Here is an 18,331-nt window from a genome sequence, read left to right as displayed (position 1 = left end):
TCCAGAGAAATGAGTTTAATCGATGGATTCTTCAGTTACTTGATCAAGACAGAATTTCCAAAAATTTTGTAAGAATTACCAAGAAAAGAGACAAGATACAACTCAGTAAGAACCAATACAAGTCCGCTTCCTTTCGAAACGGAAGCGGACTTGTATTGGTTTCCTTCAATAAAAATCCTATTAGTTTTCAGTATCTAACATCCGATTCATAAACCATTCCACTTGTTGGGGGGCATCGTGGTCAAAGAATGCGGACTCTTTTTTATCTAAAGCGGCTATTTTTTCAATGTCTTCCTGGGAAAGCTCAAAGTCAAAAATAGCAATGTTTTCAGCCATCCGTTCTGTACGAACTGTTTTTGCTAAAGCGACGATCCCTCTTTGCATCAACCAGCGAAGGACAACTTGGCCAACCGTTTTGCCATATTGCTTGCCAATTTCTGCTAATGTCGGATTGGTAAATAGGTCATGACGTCCTTCTGCAAAAGGTGCCCAAGCTTCCACTTGGACGTCATATTTTTCATGCCATTCCTGATCTTCCACTCGTTGATTCCAAGGGTTCACTTCGATTTGATTGATTTGAGGTTTCACCTCATTCAAGCCGACAAACTCGATCATCTTAGCTGATTTGAAATTTGAAACGCCAATTGCACGTAATTTCCCTGTTTTTTGAGCAGCAACCATTGAGCGCCAAGCACCATAAATATCTCCATATGGTTGGTGAATAAGGTAGAGATCAAGATAATTTAATCCCATTGTTTCAAGCGAATGTTCAATCGTTTCTTTCGCTTTATCTTCGGAAGCTTGGAGAATAAATAATTTAGAGGTAACAAAAAGTTTTTCTCGAGTGACTAGACCTTCAGTGATGGCGCGCTTGATTCCCTCGCCGGTTTCTTTTTCATTTCCATAAATAGAAGCAGTGTCGATCAGGCGATACCCAGCTTTGATTGCTTGGTAAACAGCCTCAGCTGTTTCTTCCAAAGGAATTTGATAAACGCCAAATCCTAGTTGCGGCATGGTGACACCATTATTGAGTGTGATTGTTTGCATAGTGTTTCCTCCTCTAATTTTCATTACATGTTCTATCCTAAACCTTGGAGTTAAGTCCATAGCAAGTAAAAGATTTTATTTCTTTCGTTCCCATAATTTTTCCACTTTATCAGGAGTCATATTTCCTGCTTTGAATTTTGCGATATGCTCATCATACGTTTCTATCTTATAAATAAGCAGGTCTCGTACTTCCTGCATTTCTGCTAACTTTTTCTCTAATTCTTCGAGTTGATCGGCTAAAATCTGTTTTTGGGCTTTTTCGACATTTTGACTTTCACGAACTTGTGCCAATTGAGCAAATTCAATTAGCGATTCGATGGACAATCCTGCATTTCGTAAATGTTTTGCTAGATAGATCCAGTTTAGATCATTCGTTGTGTACACCCGATAGCCACTCTCATTGCGTTGGACAGGTGGAATCACACCGACTCGTTCATAATAGCGCAATGTGTCTACGCTCAAATCAAACATTTCCGCTGCTTTTTTTATATTCATCGTTGGTTCTCCTTATCTTTTTCTATAAGTAATCATAAACCCTGAAGTGGACTCTAGGGCAAGTGGTTGAAAATTATTTATTTAAAAGAATATATTTTGTTCGTCAGGACGACTATATAGGAAGAAAAAGCTTCAAGCATTTGTATTTCAACAGATTGATTTGAGCAATCATCAGCATTGAAAGCTCCTTTTTTAGTGTGTTTCAAAGCATATCATGCTCTCTTAGTATTCAGAAATACATGCATAGATGATTGTTTTGCTATCTATATGAGCAAGGCATTTATCATCCATAGATTTTAAATAAATCCATCTCATGTTATGATGATGATGAAAATTTTTAACTTGGATCAAGGAAACAATCGGTTCTTGTTATGAAAAACGAAAATAAGCTAATGAGAGTATGAATATCTATGAATATAAAAGAAGTAAGTAGTATGAATCAAAAGTTAGAGCAACAATTAATTGAAGTTTGGGAGAGTTCTGTTAAGGCGACGCACACCTTTTTGTCAGAGACCGAAATCCAAGCCATTAAGCAATACATTCCAGAGGCATTGCATCATGTGTCACATTTGATTATCGTAGAAAGTGAAAATGGAGAGCCAGCTGGCTTCATGGGGATCTCGGATCGAAATCTTGAAATGCTTTTTATAGCAAATGAACAAAGAGGTAAGGGACTAGGGAAAAAACTCTTGGCTTACGGGATGGAAAACTATGCTGTAAATGAACTGGGAGTAAATGAACAGAATCCTCAGGCGAAAGGATTTTATGAGCATATGGGATTTGAGGTATACAAAAGAAGCGAGTTAGACGAACAAGGAAACCCTTATCCAATTCTGTATATGAAGAAAGTTGATAACAAGTAGCTGTTAAAAATTATTTGTGTTTGCGGGAAATATGTAAGAAGGGGTCGAGACATATATAGCTAGTCACGACCCCTTCTTTGATTGCTATTATCCTTATTAATAAGTAAAGTAAGGATCAAATGATTTTCTCTTAACTAGCTTTCTCTTCTTTTTTTATCTCTTCTTTTTTCTGATTTGAAAATGGTGTATCAGTCTCTTCAGGTAAGATGATTGGTGGATGATGGGAATGCTGATTACTTCCACACATAGTGATGATTTGTTCTTTTGAAGCTTCAGAGATTACTTTCATTGTATACCTCTCCTTTCTTTTATATTTCCAGATGACATAAGGTAGGCCTATATCATCTAAATTCATGATTTATTTAACTGAATTAGCTCATCAAATGAACCTAGAAATTCTTGATTTGTTGAGTGAGTAACGACAATGATTATTTTATCTGTAAGTGAGCAGATTAAGTCACTGATAATCATCTCGTTTATACTGTCTAGACCAGATGTTGGTTCGTCAAAAAGAATAACATCGGAATCTTTAAAGATTGCCCGAGCAATCTCAAGCCGTCTAAGCTCGCCGCCAGAAAGAAAGTTTATCCATGTATTATCTTGCGTATCGGTTAAATCATTGTTATCAAAGCGATCATCTAATCCACTTCGTTTTAAAACATCAACGATTTTTTCAAGTTCGTATTCACTAAAAATAGAAACGTTGTAAGCAATACTCGTCTGGAAGATAGCAGTTTTTTGTTGGACAAGTGCGACTTTCTCATAAAGGGAGTCTCTAGATAGCTGATTCATCTCTTGCTGGTCAACCAATACTTGATGATCGTCGATAGGGTAAATTCCCGCTAAAATATTCAATAGTGTCGACTTCCCACTACCGCTTGCGCCAGTGATAGCATATTTTTTTCCACGCTCAAATGTTTGAGTAAAACCATTAAAAATCAAACGATTTCCATGATGGAAATGCAGATTTTCAATCGATAAAGTAGTTATTGGTTCTGCAAGTTCAAGTGAGCGATTGGGCTCATCATCATCGGTACCATCAATGAAAGCTATAAGATCGTCCGCGACCTTCTTGCTCGCTAAAATATCTGTAACTGAAGTACTGAAATACTCTAACGGACCGGCAATCGTACTCATTAGTGTAGTCATCGCAATAAGATCGGGAATGGTGATTATTTTGGCAGCAACAAAGAAGCCACCAACGATCCATGTCCCCGAATAAGCAAGATCCCCAAGTCCAAAAGAAATTGCATAAGTCAGTCCTTGTAAGGTTTCAAAAGTGATACTTTCCTTTTTTAATCGTTCACTACTGTTAGTAAAAATTTTCGTATATTTTGGAAAACCTTTGCCGACACGTAAGGTCATGTATCCTGAGAGAAGTTGGTCAAATAAACTAAGTGTACGATCTTGCTCCAGAACAACGGACTTGCGACGATCACTAAGGATTCGCTTAGCGAAATAAGGGGCTAGCAAAGGACTAAAAGCTAAGAGCAGCATAATCAATGAAAAAGAAGTGTTTAATTTTAGTGTGAATAAAAGAGAGAATAGAAAGGTAAAAATGCTTAAAATCAGTCCAAATCCGGGCTTTAAAAATTCTAATTCAACGACTTTCATTTCATTTGCCAACTTTGAGAGATACTCGTTTTTCTCATTTTTAAGAAATAGTACCGGATTCATTCGAACGATTTTCTGCGAGAGACTCTCTCTCAGTTGATTCATTATTGATTGAACTAAGATGGATTTACTTCTTCTTGGAATAAAATCGCTCATCGTGTTCAATAAGATGTAAAAGAAGGCGAATATACCAATAAATAAAAGTCTTTTTACATCTCCTGACATAGCAACCTCAGTGATTTGTCTATACACCAAAGCAACCCCAACTTGAATGAGCGCTACGATTGCGCATAAAATCACATGCAAAAAGAAAAGTGAGCGGTTTCTTTTTAATATTTTTTTCATTCTCTCCCTCCTATGTAAAAACTATATCACAAATTAAAAAAAAATTGAAATATTATTTTGTGAAATGTATAATTATTGAAAAAGGGGGTTAGGTGATGCGTTTTTCACGGTATGTCGATATCATTGAGAACGGTAACGAGACTATTCTTTGCAATACATTAACGCAAGAAATAGTTACTGTTGATTCAAAAAAAATGAAAAGTAAAACGGAGATTTCGAGCGAAATAAGTGAAGATGAACGAAAATATTTATTTGAAAATGGATTTATACACGGTGATTTGGAAAGTTATAAACAGAAAACAATTAATTTAAAGAGAGACTTAGTTACTATCACTATAAATATTACAGAAGATTGCAACTTTTCGTGTACTTATTGTTACCAGAATGATTTCCTTTCTAAAAATGTTATTACTGATCAGACGATAAATAATATAATGCAATACATTTTAGACATTGCTCAGCTAGGTGTTCGGAGACTATATATCTATTTTTTCGGGGGCGAGCCACTTCTTTATAAAAAAAGAATTCTCGCAATTAAAAGTAAGATTGATCAAATTGTGTCAGAGAAATCACTCTCAATTTCTTATGGTTTAGGAACAAACGCCTATCTACTCACTCCAGATTTTGTAAATCATTTTGATTCTTTAATTGTCGATACTACACTAACATCTAGAAAAGATCATGATAGAAATAGATCTCTTAAGAGTGGAAGCAGAACGTATGATAAGATTTTTGAAAATCTAGCGGTAGCATCTAAGAGCGGACGTGTTAAAATCCATATTGGTTATAATACATCTGATAAAAATACAGAAGAGTTTCAGTCTTTTCTCGTTACGATCCGCCAAAGTGATATCAAAGCCCATATCAATTGCTATTACATTAATAACTATGAGTTTAATGAAAATTATTTCAATGCATTATCCTATGAGAAATATCTAAAGTGGGTATCTTCAACTGCAATTGATCACCTAATTGAAAACGGTTTCCTGGTGAATATCTCTCCATTTTCTTCGTATCGCTTTGAGTGCGATGCGTATAATCCTTGGTCTGTAAAGTTTTTCTCTGATGGATCTATAGGGTTATGTAATGCAACAAATTTTTATGAACGTAGAATAATAAAAAGTTTTACAGAATCATCTTCTTTTGCAGAAGATGTTCAATATAGCCTTTATGACCAAAAGAGTGTTCTTCCGAAAAGCAACAATCAGTGTAATTCATGTGAATTAATTGCAGTGTGTCGAGGAAAGGTACAGTGTGATACTTCATGTAACCCAAACTATTCAATTGATAGAGAAACATTCATACGTTCTTTTGTAAAGCATACAAATCTAGGTAACAGGAAATTTTTTACCCAATTTAATTAGGAGTGATTTTATGAAATTATCGCAATATACGATTGTTGAAGAAGTGGATAATGAAATACTTTTGTACAATTCGGTATACTCTGCTATCGTTTTACTAACTCAAAGCGAGTTCCATGATCTACAGACTTTTATTAATAACGATAACTTGGAGAAAACAGAATTATTCTCTTATTTAGAAAATCAAAATATCATTGTTTCCGATGAGATTGATGAAGAAGCAAGATTAGTGTCTGTGGCAAATGAAAAACGATATAATCCTAGTCAAGTAACTTTCACAATTGCACCTACGATGAACTGTAATTTCTCCTGTTTTTATTGTTACGAGCAAGGGTTTAGACAACATACTATGACTACTGAAACTGCTAAGAAAACAGCCGAGTTTATTCTTAAAAATGTATTACCCCATCAGTCATTGAAAGTAATTTGGTATGGAGGAGAGCCTTTGATGGGATTGAACTCTATTAAAGTTATAAGTGAAATAATAATGAAAAACGAAAAAAAATATAAAAGTTTCAACGCAGAAATTGTATCCAATGGTTATTTGCTAACAGAAAAAGTTGCACAACTTTTAAAAAGTTATCACGTTAATTATGCTCAAATTACTCTGGATGGGGATCAGATAAATCATGATTCTAGAAGATGTTTAACAAATGGGAAAGGGACATTTGCAAGAATATTACAGAATATAGTTAAAACTCTAAAATATATTCCAGTAACTGTAAGAGTAAATATAGATAGGGAGAATAATCATGAAGATGTTATTCGTTTGATGAACTCGCTGGATAATTTTAATTTACTTAAGAAAGTTGGCTTTTATCTTGCGCCGGTAGAGGATTTTGATACCTACAAAACACCCACATGTTATACATCCCAAGAGTTTTCGAAAGAAGAAATAATGGTTTATAAAAGTCTTTTGGAAAGAGGGATAAATATTGTTGCCATACCACGGACAACGATTGGGTTCTGCGAAGCTATCAATCGAGACGACTATGTAATCGACCCTAATGGATTTTTATATAAATGCTGGGTTCATATTGGTAAAACGATTGGACGAGTAGGAGATATCTATACAGGAATACAATTGAACAGTGTGCATAAAACATTTACAGAGTACAAATTTTTTTCGAAAGCGAAATGTTCAAGTTGTAAAGTTCAACCTTTGTGTTTAGGAGGCTGTCCGTTAATTCGAATGAATACAGGTGAGTCGAAGTGCGTTAGCTATAAGTACAATATTGAAGAGCATATAAAAATGGCTTCGGCAAGACTAATATAATCTGGTGGAATATTTTTGCTTCAGAAGATTGATAAGGTCTTCTTAAAAAAATAGCTTAGTTAAATAAGGTTACTATGTTACATTGTGAATAGAATCTATACTTACTTATGAAAATAGAAAGCGTAACTCAATTTTCTCATTCATATTGTAATAAATGATTTCTCATATTAAAATTTTTATAAGAAAACTAAATAGTGAGCAAAGCTCACCCCAAGCAGCCCCCGAAACTGTTTTTCGGAGGCTGCTTTTGGTTTGGGGGGCTTAGCTAGCTAAGTAATGATCGATCACTAAAAAATGATCAAAACAGAAGAGGCAATTTTTTGTTTTTAATCAAAAAAGTTTGATCGTTTTATCAAGCAGAGGATGGCACAAGTAAGTGGAAAGTAAGTAGTGGCTATTTTTTGTGTTCAGGATGGGGAAGTAGATTTGTCTAGGATACACGTGAGGATAAACGTTTGAGGATCATTTGTTTTTGACTTACCTATGTGCCATCACTGCGGAAACCCTGTGGATGAAGGCGTCATGTACGACACCAAATACTCGGATGAGAACTAAGGACGGTTGATTGCCCGTGCCTGACACGCTTTTTCTAACCGCAAAGTCGTAAGGGCTGAAGAGCTGCAACGCTGAGTAAGTTGGCTGCCCCGTGCGGTTTTTGGTGTTTTTTGAACCCTACAAGCTGCTATTGCTCCTCGTCTATTCGTCGCAAGCTTGGAAGTCTTTCTCAGAAAATGCCCGTCAGCTGTCAGCACGTTGTCTTTTGCATCAGGAAGCATCAGCGTTCCAACAAACCTTGGTGACCCAGAAGGCACCCACTCATTTTGGGCAACTTCTATCCGAGAAATCGTTGCGCTAGAAGTAGGTCTTTCCGTACTTTCCAGACAAAAGATAGCTGAAAGTGGGCGGATACCCAACAAAACGGCGGTTATGACGACCACAAGCGCTTTCAAAAAACTCAGTCCTTTCTTTTCAATGGTCATTGTTCTTATCTGCACTTCATGATAGCACCGAAACGCGAAGTATTTTTCGCGTTTTTTTGTTTTTAAAATAAAAAATTAGATATTCGCTTTTTTTAGATAAATGGTATACCTGAGATGGAATAAAAATAATAAAAGAAAGGACAGGATTTACAATGAAAAAAACATCATTAGTTGCAGGTTTCGTTTTAGGTGTAGGCGTTTTGTTCACTCTAGGTGCGTGCTCAACAGTGGAAGAGTCAGGGGAAGTGGTCTCTGGGTCAGGAACCGAAACGTTGATCAGTGATTCTTCAGATGAGGTGATCGTGGGAAGTGAAAAATTGAGTGATGACGGGTATTTTGAAGAAATCGTAACCAAGGGAATCGATCCGAAAGTCAAAGATGTTGTTTGGTATGAAACGAATTATGAAAATGCTGGTTGGGATCACATTCGCTTTTTAGTGAACCATGTAAAAATTGTGAATGTAGAAGAATTCAAAGACAAAGACAAAGAATACAAAACATTGCTCTCACTGAAATATCAATTGTTTAATGAAGATTCGAAAGACAAAAAAATCAAACCTGACAAAGCATATTTGGTGTTGAATGATGGCAAGAAAATTGAAGCGGAAGTATTTGTGGACTATTTAGATGATGAAATTTTGACCCATGACAAACACAAAGATGGCTTTATTCACTTTAAAGTAGCACAAGAACAAAGTTTGCCAGCGATCAAAGCAATCGAAATCGAATTTAAAGCAGATGGTGATCTGACACATACGTACCATATTGATCTTTCTTCCGCTGCTGAAAAATAGTATCTAACGATAGGAGGTTGAAAAAAAATGGATACTAGCAAGAAAAAACTATCATTGTTGAGTTTTTTTGCGATAACTGCTTCAATGGTGATGACGGTATATGAGTATCCAACCTTTGCGACATCGAAGATGAATCTAGTTTTTTATCTACTCGTCGGCGGTTTCCTCTGGTTTATCCCTGTAGCCCTTTGCTCTGCGGAGATGGCTACTGTAAAAGGATGGGAAAAAGGGGGACTCTATACCTGGGTCTCAAAAACATTAGGGAGAAAATGGGGCTTTGCTGCCATTTTCTTCCAATGGTTCCAAATCACGGTAGGCTTTATTACGATGATTTACTTTATTGTCGGGGCGCTTTCCTATGCCCTAAATTGGCCGGCTCTTAATACCAATGTTTGGCTGAAGCTGATTGCCACTTTAGTGATCTTTTGGTTGATTACGATCTCGCAATTTGGCGGAACAAAAAATACTGCGAAGATTGCCAAAGTAGGGTTCTTTGTGGGGATCGTCGCAACTGGGATCATACTTTTTATCCTAGGAATTGTCTACATTGCTCAAGGAAATCCCATCAAAGTTTCCTTTGGCTCAGGCGCATGGATTCCTGATTTTACGAAAATCAATACGCTGGTCGTTTTTGTTTCCTTTATTTTGGCCTATGCAGGGGTTGAATCTTCTGCCAGTCACGTAAAAGATATGGACAATCCTGGAAAGAATTACCCGAAAGCCATTTTGATTTTAGTCGTAGCGACGATACTTTTGGATACGCTCGGCGGAGCAACCGTGGCTGCCACGATTCCCCAAAATCAATTGTCTCTTGATACTGGTGTGATCCAAGCCTATTCTTATTTGATCCATCATTTTGGCGGCGGGGAATGGCTGGTTCGTTTGATTGCCGTGGTCATCTGTTTAGGTGTTATTGCAGAAATTGCCGCTTGGGTGGTCGGTCCATCGACGGCGATGCTTGAAGCAGCTGAAAATGGCTTGCTGCCAAAACAAATGGCAAAAGTCAATCAACACAATGTCCCAATCAACATCGTTTTGGTGCAAGGCATCATTGTTTCTATTTGGGCGGTTGTCTTGACATTAGGTGGCGGGGGCGCCAATCTATCCTTCTTCGTTGCGATGGCTTTGACGGTCTGCATCTATCTGGTTGCTTATGTCCTCTTGTTTCTTTCGTATATTAAGTTAGTCAAGGAAAAAGACGACTTAACAAGAACGTATCATATTCCTGGTGGGAAAAATGTGAAAATTGGTGTTGCGATGGTTGGTTTGCTTGTTTCTATTTTTTCTTTCTTTATTTCCTTCTTTCCACCGAGCGATATCGGATCGGGAAAAGGCGGAACCTATTTAGCCATCTTGATCATCAGCTGGCTGATAATTGTCGTGATACCGTTTGTCATCTATAAATACGTAGGTGAAAAAGCAAGCGATAAAAAATAAAAAGCACAACCTATGAGGAGGAGAGCTGCATGTTATTTACTAAAAAAAATCGAAAAGAAGCCCAATATTTGGAACCTATCTATGGGAATGAGGCAATGGATCGGGCGATCCCTATGTACAAATTACCAAAAGAGTCCTTGGTACCGCGGGATGCCTATGAATTAGTCAAAGATCAATTGATCGATGAAGGGGTCTCAAGACAAAATTTGGCGACGTTTTGTCAAACCTACATGGAACCAGAAGCAGTCAAAATCATGAGTGAAACCCTTGATAAAAACGCCATCGATAAAACCGAGTACCCACGGACAGCAGAAATTGAAAACCGCTGTGTCAACATGATCGCTGATTTATGGCATGCCCCAGAAGCGTCTGATTTTATCGGTACATCAACAGTAGGCTCAAGTGAAGCGTGTATGCTAGGTGGATTGGCCTTAAAATTTGCTTGGCGCAATCGGGCAAAAAAACTTGGCTTAGATATCAATAAACAAAAACCAAACTTAGTGATTTCTTCTGCCTATCAAGTCGTTTGGGAAAAATTCTGTGTCTACTGGGACATTGAAATGCGGACGATCCCTATCGATGAAGAACATGGCAGCATCAATGTCGAAAAGGTCACGGACTATTTAGATGAATATACGATCGGGGTCGTCGGTATTTTAGGGATCACTTACACTGGACGATACGATGATATCAAAGCACTAGATAAGAAATTAGAGGAATACAACAAACACACCGACTACAAAGTCTACATCCACGTGGATGCGGCTAGTGGTGGATTGTACACACCATTTATGGAACCAGAGCTTGAATGGGATTTCCGTTTGAAAAACGTTCGTTCCATCAGTACGTCTGGACATAAATATGGGTTAGTCTATCCTGGTATCGGTTGGGTGCTTTGGAAAGAAAAAGATTTCCTACCAGAAGAGTTGGTCTTTAAAGTAAGTTATCTTGGCGGTGAAATGCCAACGATGGCCATCAACTTTTCAAGAAGCGCCAGCCAAATCATCGGACAATATTACACCTTTATCCGCAATGGGTTTGAAGGCTACCGCTTGATCCACAAAAAGACCAGTGATGTTGCCCAATATCTGGCAAAAGAAATTGAAAACATGGGTTACTTCGATATTTATAATGATGGGTCACGGTTGCCGATCGTCTGCTACAAATTAAAAGAAGATGCCGACATTTCTTGGAATCTGTATGATTTGACGGATGAATTTGCCATGAAAGGCTGGCAGGTCCCTACCTATCCATTACCTGATAATCTATCACATATCAATATCCAACGCTTTGTCTGCCGGGCAGATTTAAGTATGCAAATGGCAATGGATCTGGTGCAAGATATGAAAGAAGGAATCGAGCGCTTGAACAAGCGACCAAGCCGTCATGTTTCATCTGATCAAACCTATGGCTTTTCACATTAAGAAACGGTATCGCTAGAAACCCATTCATTGCTTTTTTCAATGAATAAAAAGACCCTTTATGAAACGTTTTTTGCAAGACTGAATGAACAATGGTTTATAGAAAAATCAAAGGCGGTTGCATCGACTGCCTTTGATTTTTTTGTTTATACGAACGGGTAAGTACTTGATAGGGTCATTTTTTAAGAGAAAGTAAAAAAATGGCGCTTGATAATTTCATTTATTGACATTTCTAGCTTGTGATAGTATTAATTATTATGGTCTAAATATATTTTTTTAGAGAAGCATGTTTTACATAAACAAAAAGAAAATCCGAGAACATTGTCGCGAGGAAACTCTGAGGAAAGTTCGTCTGGCAGGGCGCATTTTTGTTCGTTCGTTTTGGTTTATTTGGGGAGTAAGTGAAGGAAAAGTATGTGTAGAAAGGGCATGTTTTTACTACATTTGTTTGTTTCATAGGAAATGTACTGCTATCTTTTTCTGTAAATTGGTTGTAACTATTCGAAAAGAATAAGGATTTACACAGGAGGAAAAACAGTCATGTATAAAGAAGACTTACTGGATAAAGACTTGAAATTGGAGTACATCTTGCTCAAATTCTTGTATTTATCGACGGGTCATATCAAAAAAAGTGATGCGTGTCGGGAATTAGAGATTACGATGCCAACCTTGACGAAACTATCAGAAAATCTTCAGCAACAACTAAAAAATGAGAAGGTCTCTTTTGCAATCAACCGTTATACCCTTGATCTGCAAGTAAACGACAGCGTCTCATTGGATGATTTGACCGACACGTTATTGAAAAAATCTGTAAAATATCAAATCATCCATTATTTGTTTCAACATGCGGGCTATGACGCTTTCGTATTAGCCGATGAATTAAAAATAAGCGTGGGGACACTGAATCGTGTGATTGCAGAGTGCAATCAGCTGCTGCAGCATTTTGAATTAAAGATAAAGAACAAAAAGCTAGCGGGAACGATGACGCAACGCATTTATTTTTACTATAATTTTTTTAAAATGGGGGAAACAGCGATCGATTCTGTTTTGATCGATGAGCTGGTGGCGGAGCTAGCGAAAAAAATAACCCTCTCGATTGCGCAACAAAAGCAGTTGAAGATCTGGCTATTTGTGATCATGAAAAAAGTCACGCCTCACACAACTTTGGGAAGCTTAAGTCCGGAGGAACAAATCAAAATCAATCGTTGCCAAGAAATGCCGATTTGTCGCTTTATTCGACAGGCCTATGTGTCGAAAAAAAGCATCTGTTCAGTAGACGAAGCCAAGATCGTCCCCTTCTTTATCTGTCTTTTTCTCGTTACGGTAGGAGGAATTCCTTACGAGGAGCTTCGCTTAGGGTTGTATACCAATAAAAATCCTGTCTTTGAGATTACCGATGAAGTGATGGCAGCGATCCAGTCCATTTATTGTCTTGAAGCCTCGCATACGACGATCGATATTAAAGCCAGTGTCTTCTCCTTGATCGCACAAGTCTATTACTTTCATGGGGTAAATTACTCCATTGACAGAGTCACCTTGAATTATTACCACAAGCTGTTTCACAATTCCTTGCGAGATCAAGTGATTACAGACATCCTGCAACACATTATTGCACCAACCAACTTGTTTACGCCCACGAAACTCAACTACCTCAAGAAACGTCTGGTCTTTTTAATCTATCTGTTATCACCGAAAGAGGAATATCGGGTACGGATCGGGGTCTTAAATATGGGCTCCAGTCTTTTGGCAGATGCTTCCATTTACTTGTTAAAAAATGAACTAAAAGGGAAACAAAATGTGACTATTTCTCCTTACAACAATGAGGAAGAATACGATTTGCTGATTTCAAACGCCCGTGTCCCTCAACTTGGCAACAATTATGGTCAATTTTATCAAGTGACTGCCATCGGTGCCGATTTAGATGTCAATCAGGTTTCTGCGATCGTCGATCAAATTGCTTACTCTAAGTACCATTCTTTTGTGGTGTGAGCCATTACTTGTTAGTCAAAAAGCAGTGAGTCAACGGATAGGTGATTCGCTGCTTTTTCAATTATCTGCGAAGGAGGGAAGGGAAAAGGAGCTTGAATTGCTCTTATCATTGATGACGGAATAAGAATAGGGATCAGTCAAGCAGCTTTCTGCTAGATAAATGTGCCCAGTATCCTTGTATACGTATCGCAACAGAGCAGAAGACATCAATGAAACGAACAGAAGGGATTCAAAATGCTGATTTTGGAAGGAGGTAAAAAAGACCCACATAGAGATGTGAGTCTGGCATCGTTAGTTCTGATTTTCTAATTTCTCTAGAACCTTTTTGGGAATTGCGTTTTTTTCAATGCCATTCGGGCCTTTTATTGTACGCTTTTCACTGATCACCGCTTTTACATAAGAATTTGGTGTTAAGGGTTTTGCGTTATCTTCTGATAATGAAACCTCAAGGGTTTGGGTACTGCCATCTTCTTTTACAAAGTTTAATGTGTAATCGTAAGAATACCAAGGAGACTGGTCGCCGATGCCGCTCTTACTTTCGTGTTGGACCTTAGGCGGAATCTCAGACGGGACATACGCGTAAGCTGTTTGTCCTGAGTAGGTGGATTGATAATATTCATAGCCTTTGTATCCAACAAACCCAAAAAGTACGACTAAGATGAATCCGATTATTTTTTTCATATAAACCATCCTTATCCTTAAATATGGAGCTATTATAACAGAATGGTTCTATAGATGTCCTTTCATCAGACGAACAGTTTTGCAAGGAGAAACGTTACTAGCCAGTCGTGAAAAAGCAGGGAACGCCGCTAGTAAAGGGTTCGATCTATGAATCGTTAGGGGATTGGTGCTTAGAGCGACTAGAAATAAGAGGGGAAGTAGACAACAAGACCTTAATTAAAAAACACAGCATGGAAAATGCTTCTTTTATGTATGCCCAGCAGCAGACTATTTGATGTGACATGCCGCTTGTTTTTTCACTATAGAAAGGTGAAAAATAGTGCACCAGTTTCATAAAAAACCAGCAAAGGCGCTCCGTAAGAGACCGTCTTTGCTGGTTTTTTTTACCGAAAATGCTTGAGAGCAGTCCATGGCAGCTTTTTATGGTTCGATTTTACTATACAAATCGAGGGCTCTTTTTCTGGCTTCGTTGTGGTCAACTACAGGCAACGGATAGTCGGTGCCTAAAACTACCTTTAGGTCGGCTTGTTCTTCGTCAGTCATCAAGTAGGGTTCATGGATGAATTTTAGCGGCAACTGGGCGAGTTCGGGAACAAATTGTTTGATAAACGTCCCATCCTTGTCGAATTTTTTCCCTTGTGTGATAGGGTTGAAAATTCGAAAGTAAGGAACCGCATCGGTGCCAGTCGAAGCTGCCCACTGCCAGCCGCCGATATTGCTGGCAGCATCGTAGTCGATCAATTGTCGAGCAAAATAGGCTTCTCCTTGCCGCCAATCGATCAGTAAATCTTTGGTTAGAAAGGAAGCGACGATCATCCGTAGACGGTTATGCATCCAACCGGTTTGATTCAGCTGCCGCATCGCGGCATCAATGATCGGATAGCCGGTTTGCCCTGCTTGCCATTTGGTGAACTCCTCTTCATTCTTTCGCCAATCCATGTTTCGATATTTCTCGATGAGTTCATAGTTTTTTTGTTCAGGATGGCTGAAGTAGATCATATGATAAAAATCTCGCCAAGCCAGTTCTTTTAAAAAGGTCGCTTTGCCAGTGCTTGATGGCATTCCTTGGCAAGCGGCCCAAACCTTCCGAATAGAGATTTGTCCAAAAGACAAGAAAGGAGACAGGCGGCTCGTTCCTTTGATCGAAGGGATATCACGGTCTTTTTCATAGGTGGCCAAACGCTTTTGCACAAATGCCTGCAATTGCTTGTGCGCATAGTCTTCCCCAACGATCGTTGAAAAATCGGTCTTTCTATTTTCTAGCAGCTTAGCAAGCAGCGCTGTCCCTGCTTTGAAGTGAGGGGCATCATCAAAATGAACGGCTTTTTCAAAATCGAGAGCCTGCTTTTGATACACCGGTTTGGGCAATTGAATCCATTTCTTATAGTAGGGGGTAAATTTTTTGTAGTACGTCCCATCCTCTTTGGTGACTTCTGTTGGTTGATGCAGATGATGATCTTCAAAAGAATGGACAGTGATGCCTTTTTTCTCGACCAATTCTTTTATGTAGAGATCACGTTTACGACCAAATCCACGGTTATCAAAGTTGAAGTAAAGCTGGCTCCATTCTGGATAGCAAGCGAACAACTGATCAAAGGCTTCTGTCAAAGTCCCTGTCAAGAGGTGGATCGTCAGATTTTGCTTTTTGGCAGCCTCGATAAAGTGAGCAACTGCGCTAAAAAAGTAATCATGGCTTGGCGCCTTGGGGAGAAACTGCTTGTCATTGAGATGAAATACACACAACAAATGGTCGTTTGCTTGAAGAGACGCAAGCGCCTCAGTCAGTGCCGTGTTGTCCTCTAAGCGTAGATCCTTTCTAAACCACATCACATGAATTGCCATACAAACCTCCTTGATAATATAACCGTGCAAAAAACGATCGGATTTCGTTTATAGTAATGGAAAGATGGGATTTATTCAAATTTGGCGATTGCTTTAGCTAACCAGAAATCTTGGCAAGCGTCCATGATTATAGAAAGCATATGGAATAAGAAGATGCGTCGCTTTTCAATAGCCGATCTTGTAAACAAAAAAAATCGAACACAGAACAAGAGTCTGCGTTCGATTCTAGCAATCAACAAAATTATTTCATTTTCCGTTCATCTGGCACGATGTCTGCTTTTAACAACCATTTGTGGAAGAACCATTCTGCCACACCGATCAATACTGCTGGGATCAATACTAACATCCAAATGTCATTTGTATAGTCCATATAAGTCAGATACAGCCATAGGATAAGGGCTGCTGCGCCGGCATCTGCAACCGTTGCCGCAATGTTACCGATCTTACGCAAAATGACCAAGTCGCCTAGCACATAGATCATCACCACAATGATCACACCGACGATCGTCGAGTCCATAAAACTGACATCGTAAATCCCTGACAACACAATCCACAAAATCGCCCAAATCATTAGTGCTTTGACAACCAACGCTTTTAGATGTTTCATTTCATACACTCCTTTTTATTATTTATTCCAAAAGCAAGAAGGTCATTGTTAGTGATAACCTTCTATTTCAAGGCTATCATCTGACATTTTTTGTGTCAAAAAAAATGATTGGTTTGATTTTTTATACTATTTTAAGCATAATTGCTTGACGAATAGTCGTAAATAGTTTAAACACTTTCAGGAATGATCAGTGGGATTAATTTGTGAAACGAAAGAAGAATAGAGGGGATTTTGTAAGGAGATAAAGTATCGGTACAGTATTTACTGGAATCAAACAATTTAGCAAGGCAATTTAAATGGAGCGACCCGCCAAAGTCAGATTTTGATCTGCTTTTCGAGGGTCGCTTTATGCCGTCTTCTTATTTATTTTCTCCTAACAGCTCGAAAATAACTGATCCCGGTTCCTGCAAATACTACGAAACTAGCCAATAGGAACAAAAATCCTACAGGAATCAGGTAGAAATTTTCATGTAAAATGCCGGATTGATCGATGTATTCTACGGCGCTTGCTTTGATGAAGAAGCAAGCAAAGCCGAATAGTAGTAAAAATGTTCCGATCAGGGTCGTGATCAAATTGAGTTTGGCGCGTCGGGTCTCGCTGCCGTCTTTGATTAGTTTTTCAGTGATCTTGTTCACTTGAGTTCCTCCTAAAATCAATTCATCAAGCGAGAGTTCAAAAATCGTGGCGATGGCAATCAGCATTTCTAAATCTGGTAGATTACAATTGTTTTCCCAGTTCGAAACGGCTTGTCTTGTCACGTGTAGTTGAGTGGCAAATTGTTCTTGGGTCAAATTATTTCTCGTACGTACTTCTTTGATTTTTTCGCCAAATTCCATCTTATCTTCCTTTCGCTGATGTGACTTAAGCATAGTCGAAACCCTCGTTGGTTCCAAGAAAGCAGGGCTTGCTGCTTGATAAATCAAGGGAAAGTGGTGCTTGCGTCGCTTTTTTGTCCGCTCTTGGTTAGGGCGGGAGCCAATCATCTTTAATAATCAAAGCGATCAGCTGCTAAGTAAACGATTTGATGTGTGTTATTTTTACAATGTATCTTTTCTTTTATTATAGCATTGTGATCGAGGGGAGGGAATTGTGGGATACAGGCCTTTCGCTGCTTGATCGGTAGCTGTCCGACAGCTGTCGAGAGTATCGAGCGGGGAGTAGCGCAACAGCAAGTTTCTTTTCTTAAAGAAAATCACTTAGTTGACAAATCGCAAAACATCTTGTTTAATATACCCCAAGGGGTATACGAAAGGAGCAAGAAATGTTTTCACTATTTAAGCGCATACCAAGTATGTCAACAGCAGATTTACAAAAAGAAGGAGCCAAAGAATGGACGGTTCTGGATGTACGCACGCCAGCGGAGTACCGCAGCGGGCACATTGCCTATGCGAAAAATGTACCGTTAAATAAGATTGCTGGATTTACTCAAAAAGGCGACAAGAAACTGGCAGTCATTTGCCAATCGGGGATGCGAAGCAAACAAGCAGCCAAAATCCTAAGTAAAAAAGGTTTTGATGTGGTCAACGTTCGTGGCGGCATGAATCAATGGCGCGGAACAACCAAAGGAGGAAAGTAATG

Annotated in this window: 17 protein-coding genes; 8 read left to right on the top strand and 9 right to left on the bottom strand. The window is 38.6% G+C overall.

Going from position 1 to position 18,331, the window contains the following annotated elements:
* Positions 1-180: 180 nt before the first annotated feature.
* Entirely contained in the window at positions 181-1,047 is an 867-nt protein-coding gene (locus IGI73_RS15220) for an aldo/keto reductase (RefSeq protein ID WP_231588490.1), read from the bottom strand.
* 75 nt (positions 1,048-1,122) lie between these two features.
* Complete coding sequence (locus IGI73_RS15215; RefSeq protein WP_016608514.1) at positions 1,123-1,542, bottom strand: MerR family transcriptional regulator; 420 nt, start codon at positions 1,540-1,542, stop codon at positions 1,123-1,125.
* Positions 1,543-1,952: 410 nt separating this feature from the next.
* Here IGI73_RS15215 and IGI73_RS15210 point away from each other — a divergent pair, with 410 nt between their 5' ends.
* A complete protein-coding gene (locus IGI73_RS15210; RefSeq protein ID WP_016608513.1) occupies positions 1,953-2,405 on the top strand; it encodes a GNAT family N-acetyltransferase in 453 nt (150 codons plus the stop codon).
* A gap of 130 nt (positions 2,406-2,535) precedes the next feature.
* On the opposite strand, the gene IGI73_RS15205 is transcribed toward IGI73_RS15210, so the two are convergent.
* Both IGI73_RS15205 and IGI73_RS15200 read right to left on the bottom strand, forming a co-directional pair.
* Complete coding sequence (locus IGI73_RS15205) at positions 2,536-2,694, bottom strand: hypothetical protein (protein WP_008380281.1); 159 nt, start codon at positions 2,692-2,694, stop codon at positions 2,536-2,538.
* A 62-nt stretch (positions 2,695-2,756) separates the two neighbouring features.
* Positions 2,757-4,364 (bottom strand): ATP-binding cassette domain-containing protein, encoded by a 1,608-nt coding sequence (locus IGI73_RS15200; RefSeq protein WP_142968646.1) that lies wholly within the window; start codon positions 4,362-4,364, stop codon positions 2,757-2,759.
* A 95-nt stretch (positions 4,365-4,459) separates the two neighbouring features.
* Here IGI73_RS15200 and IGI73_RS15195 point away from each other — a divergent pair, with 95 nt between their 5' ends.
* Positions 4,460-5,728: a radical SAM protein gene (locus IGI73_RS15195; RefSeq protein ID WP_428207263.1), complete on the top strand. Its 1,269-nt coding sequence runs from the start codon at positions 4,460-4,462 to the stop codon at positions 5,726-5,728.
* Between the two features lie 10 nt (positions 5,729-5,738).
* Positions 5,739-7,001, top strand: coding sequence for a radical SAM/SPASM domain-containing protein (locus IGI73_RS15190; RefSeq protein ID WP_016608510.1), 1,263 nt, complete (start codon positions 5,739-5,741; stop codon positions 6,999-7,001).
* 551 nt (positions 7,002-7,552) lie between these two features.
* On the opposite strand, the gene IGI73_RS15185 is transcribed toward IGI73_RS15190, so the two are convergent.
* Positions 7,553-7,981 carry a hypothetical protein gene (locus IGI73_RS15185; protein ID WP_185953358.1) on the bottom strand — a complete coding sequence of 143 codons (429 nt, stop codon included), beginning with the start codon at positions 7,979-7,981 and terminating at the stop codon, positions 7,553-7,555.
* A 152-nt stretch (positions 7,982-8,133) separates the two neighbouring features.
* Here IGI73_RS15185 and IGI73_RS15180 point away from each other — a divergent pair, with 152 nt between their 5' ends.
* The 4 genes from IGI73_RS15180 to IGI73_RS15165 all read left to right on the top strand — a co-directional run bounded on the left by IGI73_RS15180 (position 8,134) and on the right by IGI73_RS15165 (position 13,622).
* Positions 8,134-8,775: a hypothetical protein gene (locus tag IGI73_RS15180; protein ID WP_142968647.1), complete on the top strand. Its 642-nt coding sequence runs from the start codon at positions 8,134-8,136 to the stop codon at positions 8,773-8,775.
* 27 nt (positions 8,776-8,802) lie between these two features.
* On the top strand, positions 8,803-10,212 hold the full coding sequence (locus IGI73_RS15175; RefSeq protein ID WP_010748933.1) for an amino acid permease: 1,410 nt from the start codon (positions 8,803-8,805) through the stop codon (positions 10,210-10,212).
* Positions 10,213-10,241: 29 nt separating this feature from the next.
* Positions 10,242-11,636 (top strand): glutamate decarboxylase, encoded by a 1,395-nt coding sequence (locus IGI73_RS15170; protein WP_208769831.1) that lies wholly within the window; start codon positions 10,242-10,244, stop codon positions 11,634-11,636.
* Positions 11,637-12,173: 537 nt separating this feature from the next.
* A complete protein-coding gene (locus IGI73_RS15165; RefSeq protein WP_221693272.1) occupies positions 12,174-13,622 on the top strand; it encodes a helix-turn-helix domain-containing protein in 1,449 nt (482 codons plus the stop codon).
* A 291-nt stretch (positions 13,623-13,913) separates the two neighbouring features.
* On the opposite strand, the gene IGI73_RS15160 is transcribed toward IGI73_RS15165, so the two are convergent.
* The 4 genes from IGI73_RS15160 to IGI73_RS15145 form a co-directional block, all read right to left on the bottom strand.
* Entirely contained in the window at positions 13,914-14,312 is a 399-nt protein-coding gene (locus IGI73_RS15160) for a YxeA family protein (protein WP_208769833.1), read from the bottom strand.
* A gap of 411 nt (positions 14,313-14,723) precedes the next feature.
* On the bottom strand, positions 14,724-16,145 hold the full coding sequence (locus tag IGI73_RS15155) for a cryptochrome/photolyase family protein (protein ID WP_208769835.1): 1,422 nt from the start codon (positions 16,143-16,145) through the stop codon (positions 14,724-14,726).
* Between the two features lie 241 nt (positions 16,146-16,386).
* Positions 16,387-16,752 (bottom strand): DUF2512 family protein, encoded by a 366-nt coding sequence (locus IGI73_RS15150; RefSeq protein WP_086338777.1) that lies wholly within the window; start codon positions 16,750-16,752, stop codon positions 16,387-16,389.
* A 363-nt stretch (positions 16,753-17,115) separates the two neighbouring features.
* On the bottom strand, positions 17,116-17,589 hold the full coding sequence (locus tag IGI73_RS15145) for a DUF3955 domain-containing protein (RefSeq protein WP_208769836.1): 474 nt from the start codon (positions 17,587-17,589) through the stop codon (positions 17,116-17,118).
* Positions 17,590-18,014: 425 nt separating this feature from the next.
* Here IGI73_RS15145 and IGI73_RS15140 point away from each other — a divergent pair, with 425 nt between their 5' ends.
* Complete coding sequence (locus IGI73_RS15140) at positions 18,015-18,329, top strand: rhodanese-like domain-containing protein (protein ID WP_005230579.1); 315 nt, start codon at positions 18,015-18,017, stop codon at positions 18,327-18,329.
* Positions 18,330-18,331: the final 2 nt, after the last annotated feature.

It is taken from the genome of Enterococcus sp. DIV0755f (genome assembly GCF_051713725.1).
GTDB lineage: Bacteria > Bacillota > Bacilli > Lactobacillales > Enterococcaceae > Enterococcus_D > Enterococcus_D casseliflavus.
Note: the sequence above shows the minus strand (reverse complement) of the source record. Positions and strands in the feature narration are given on the sequence as shown.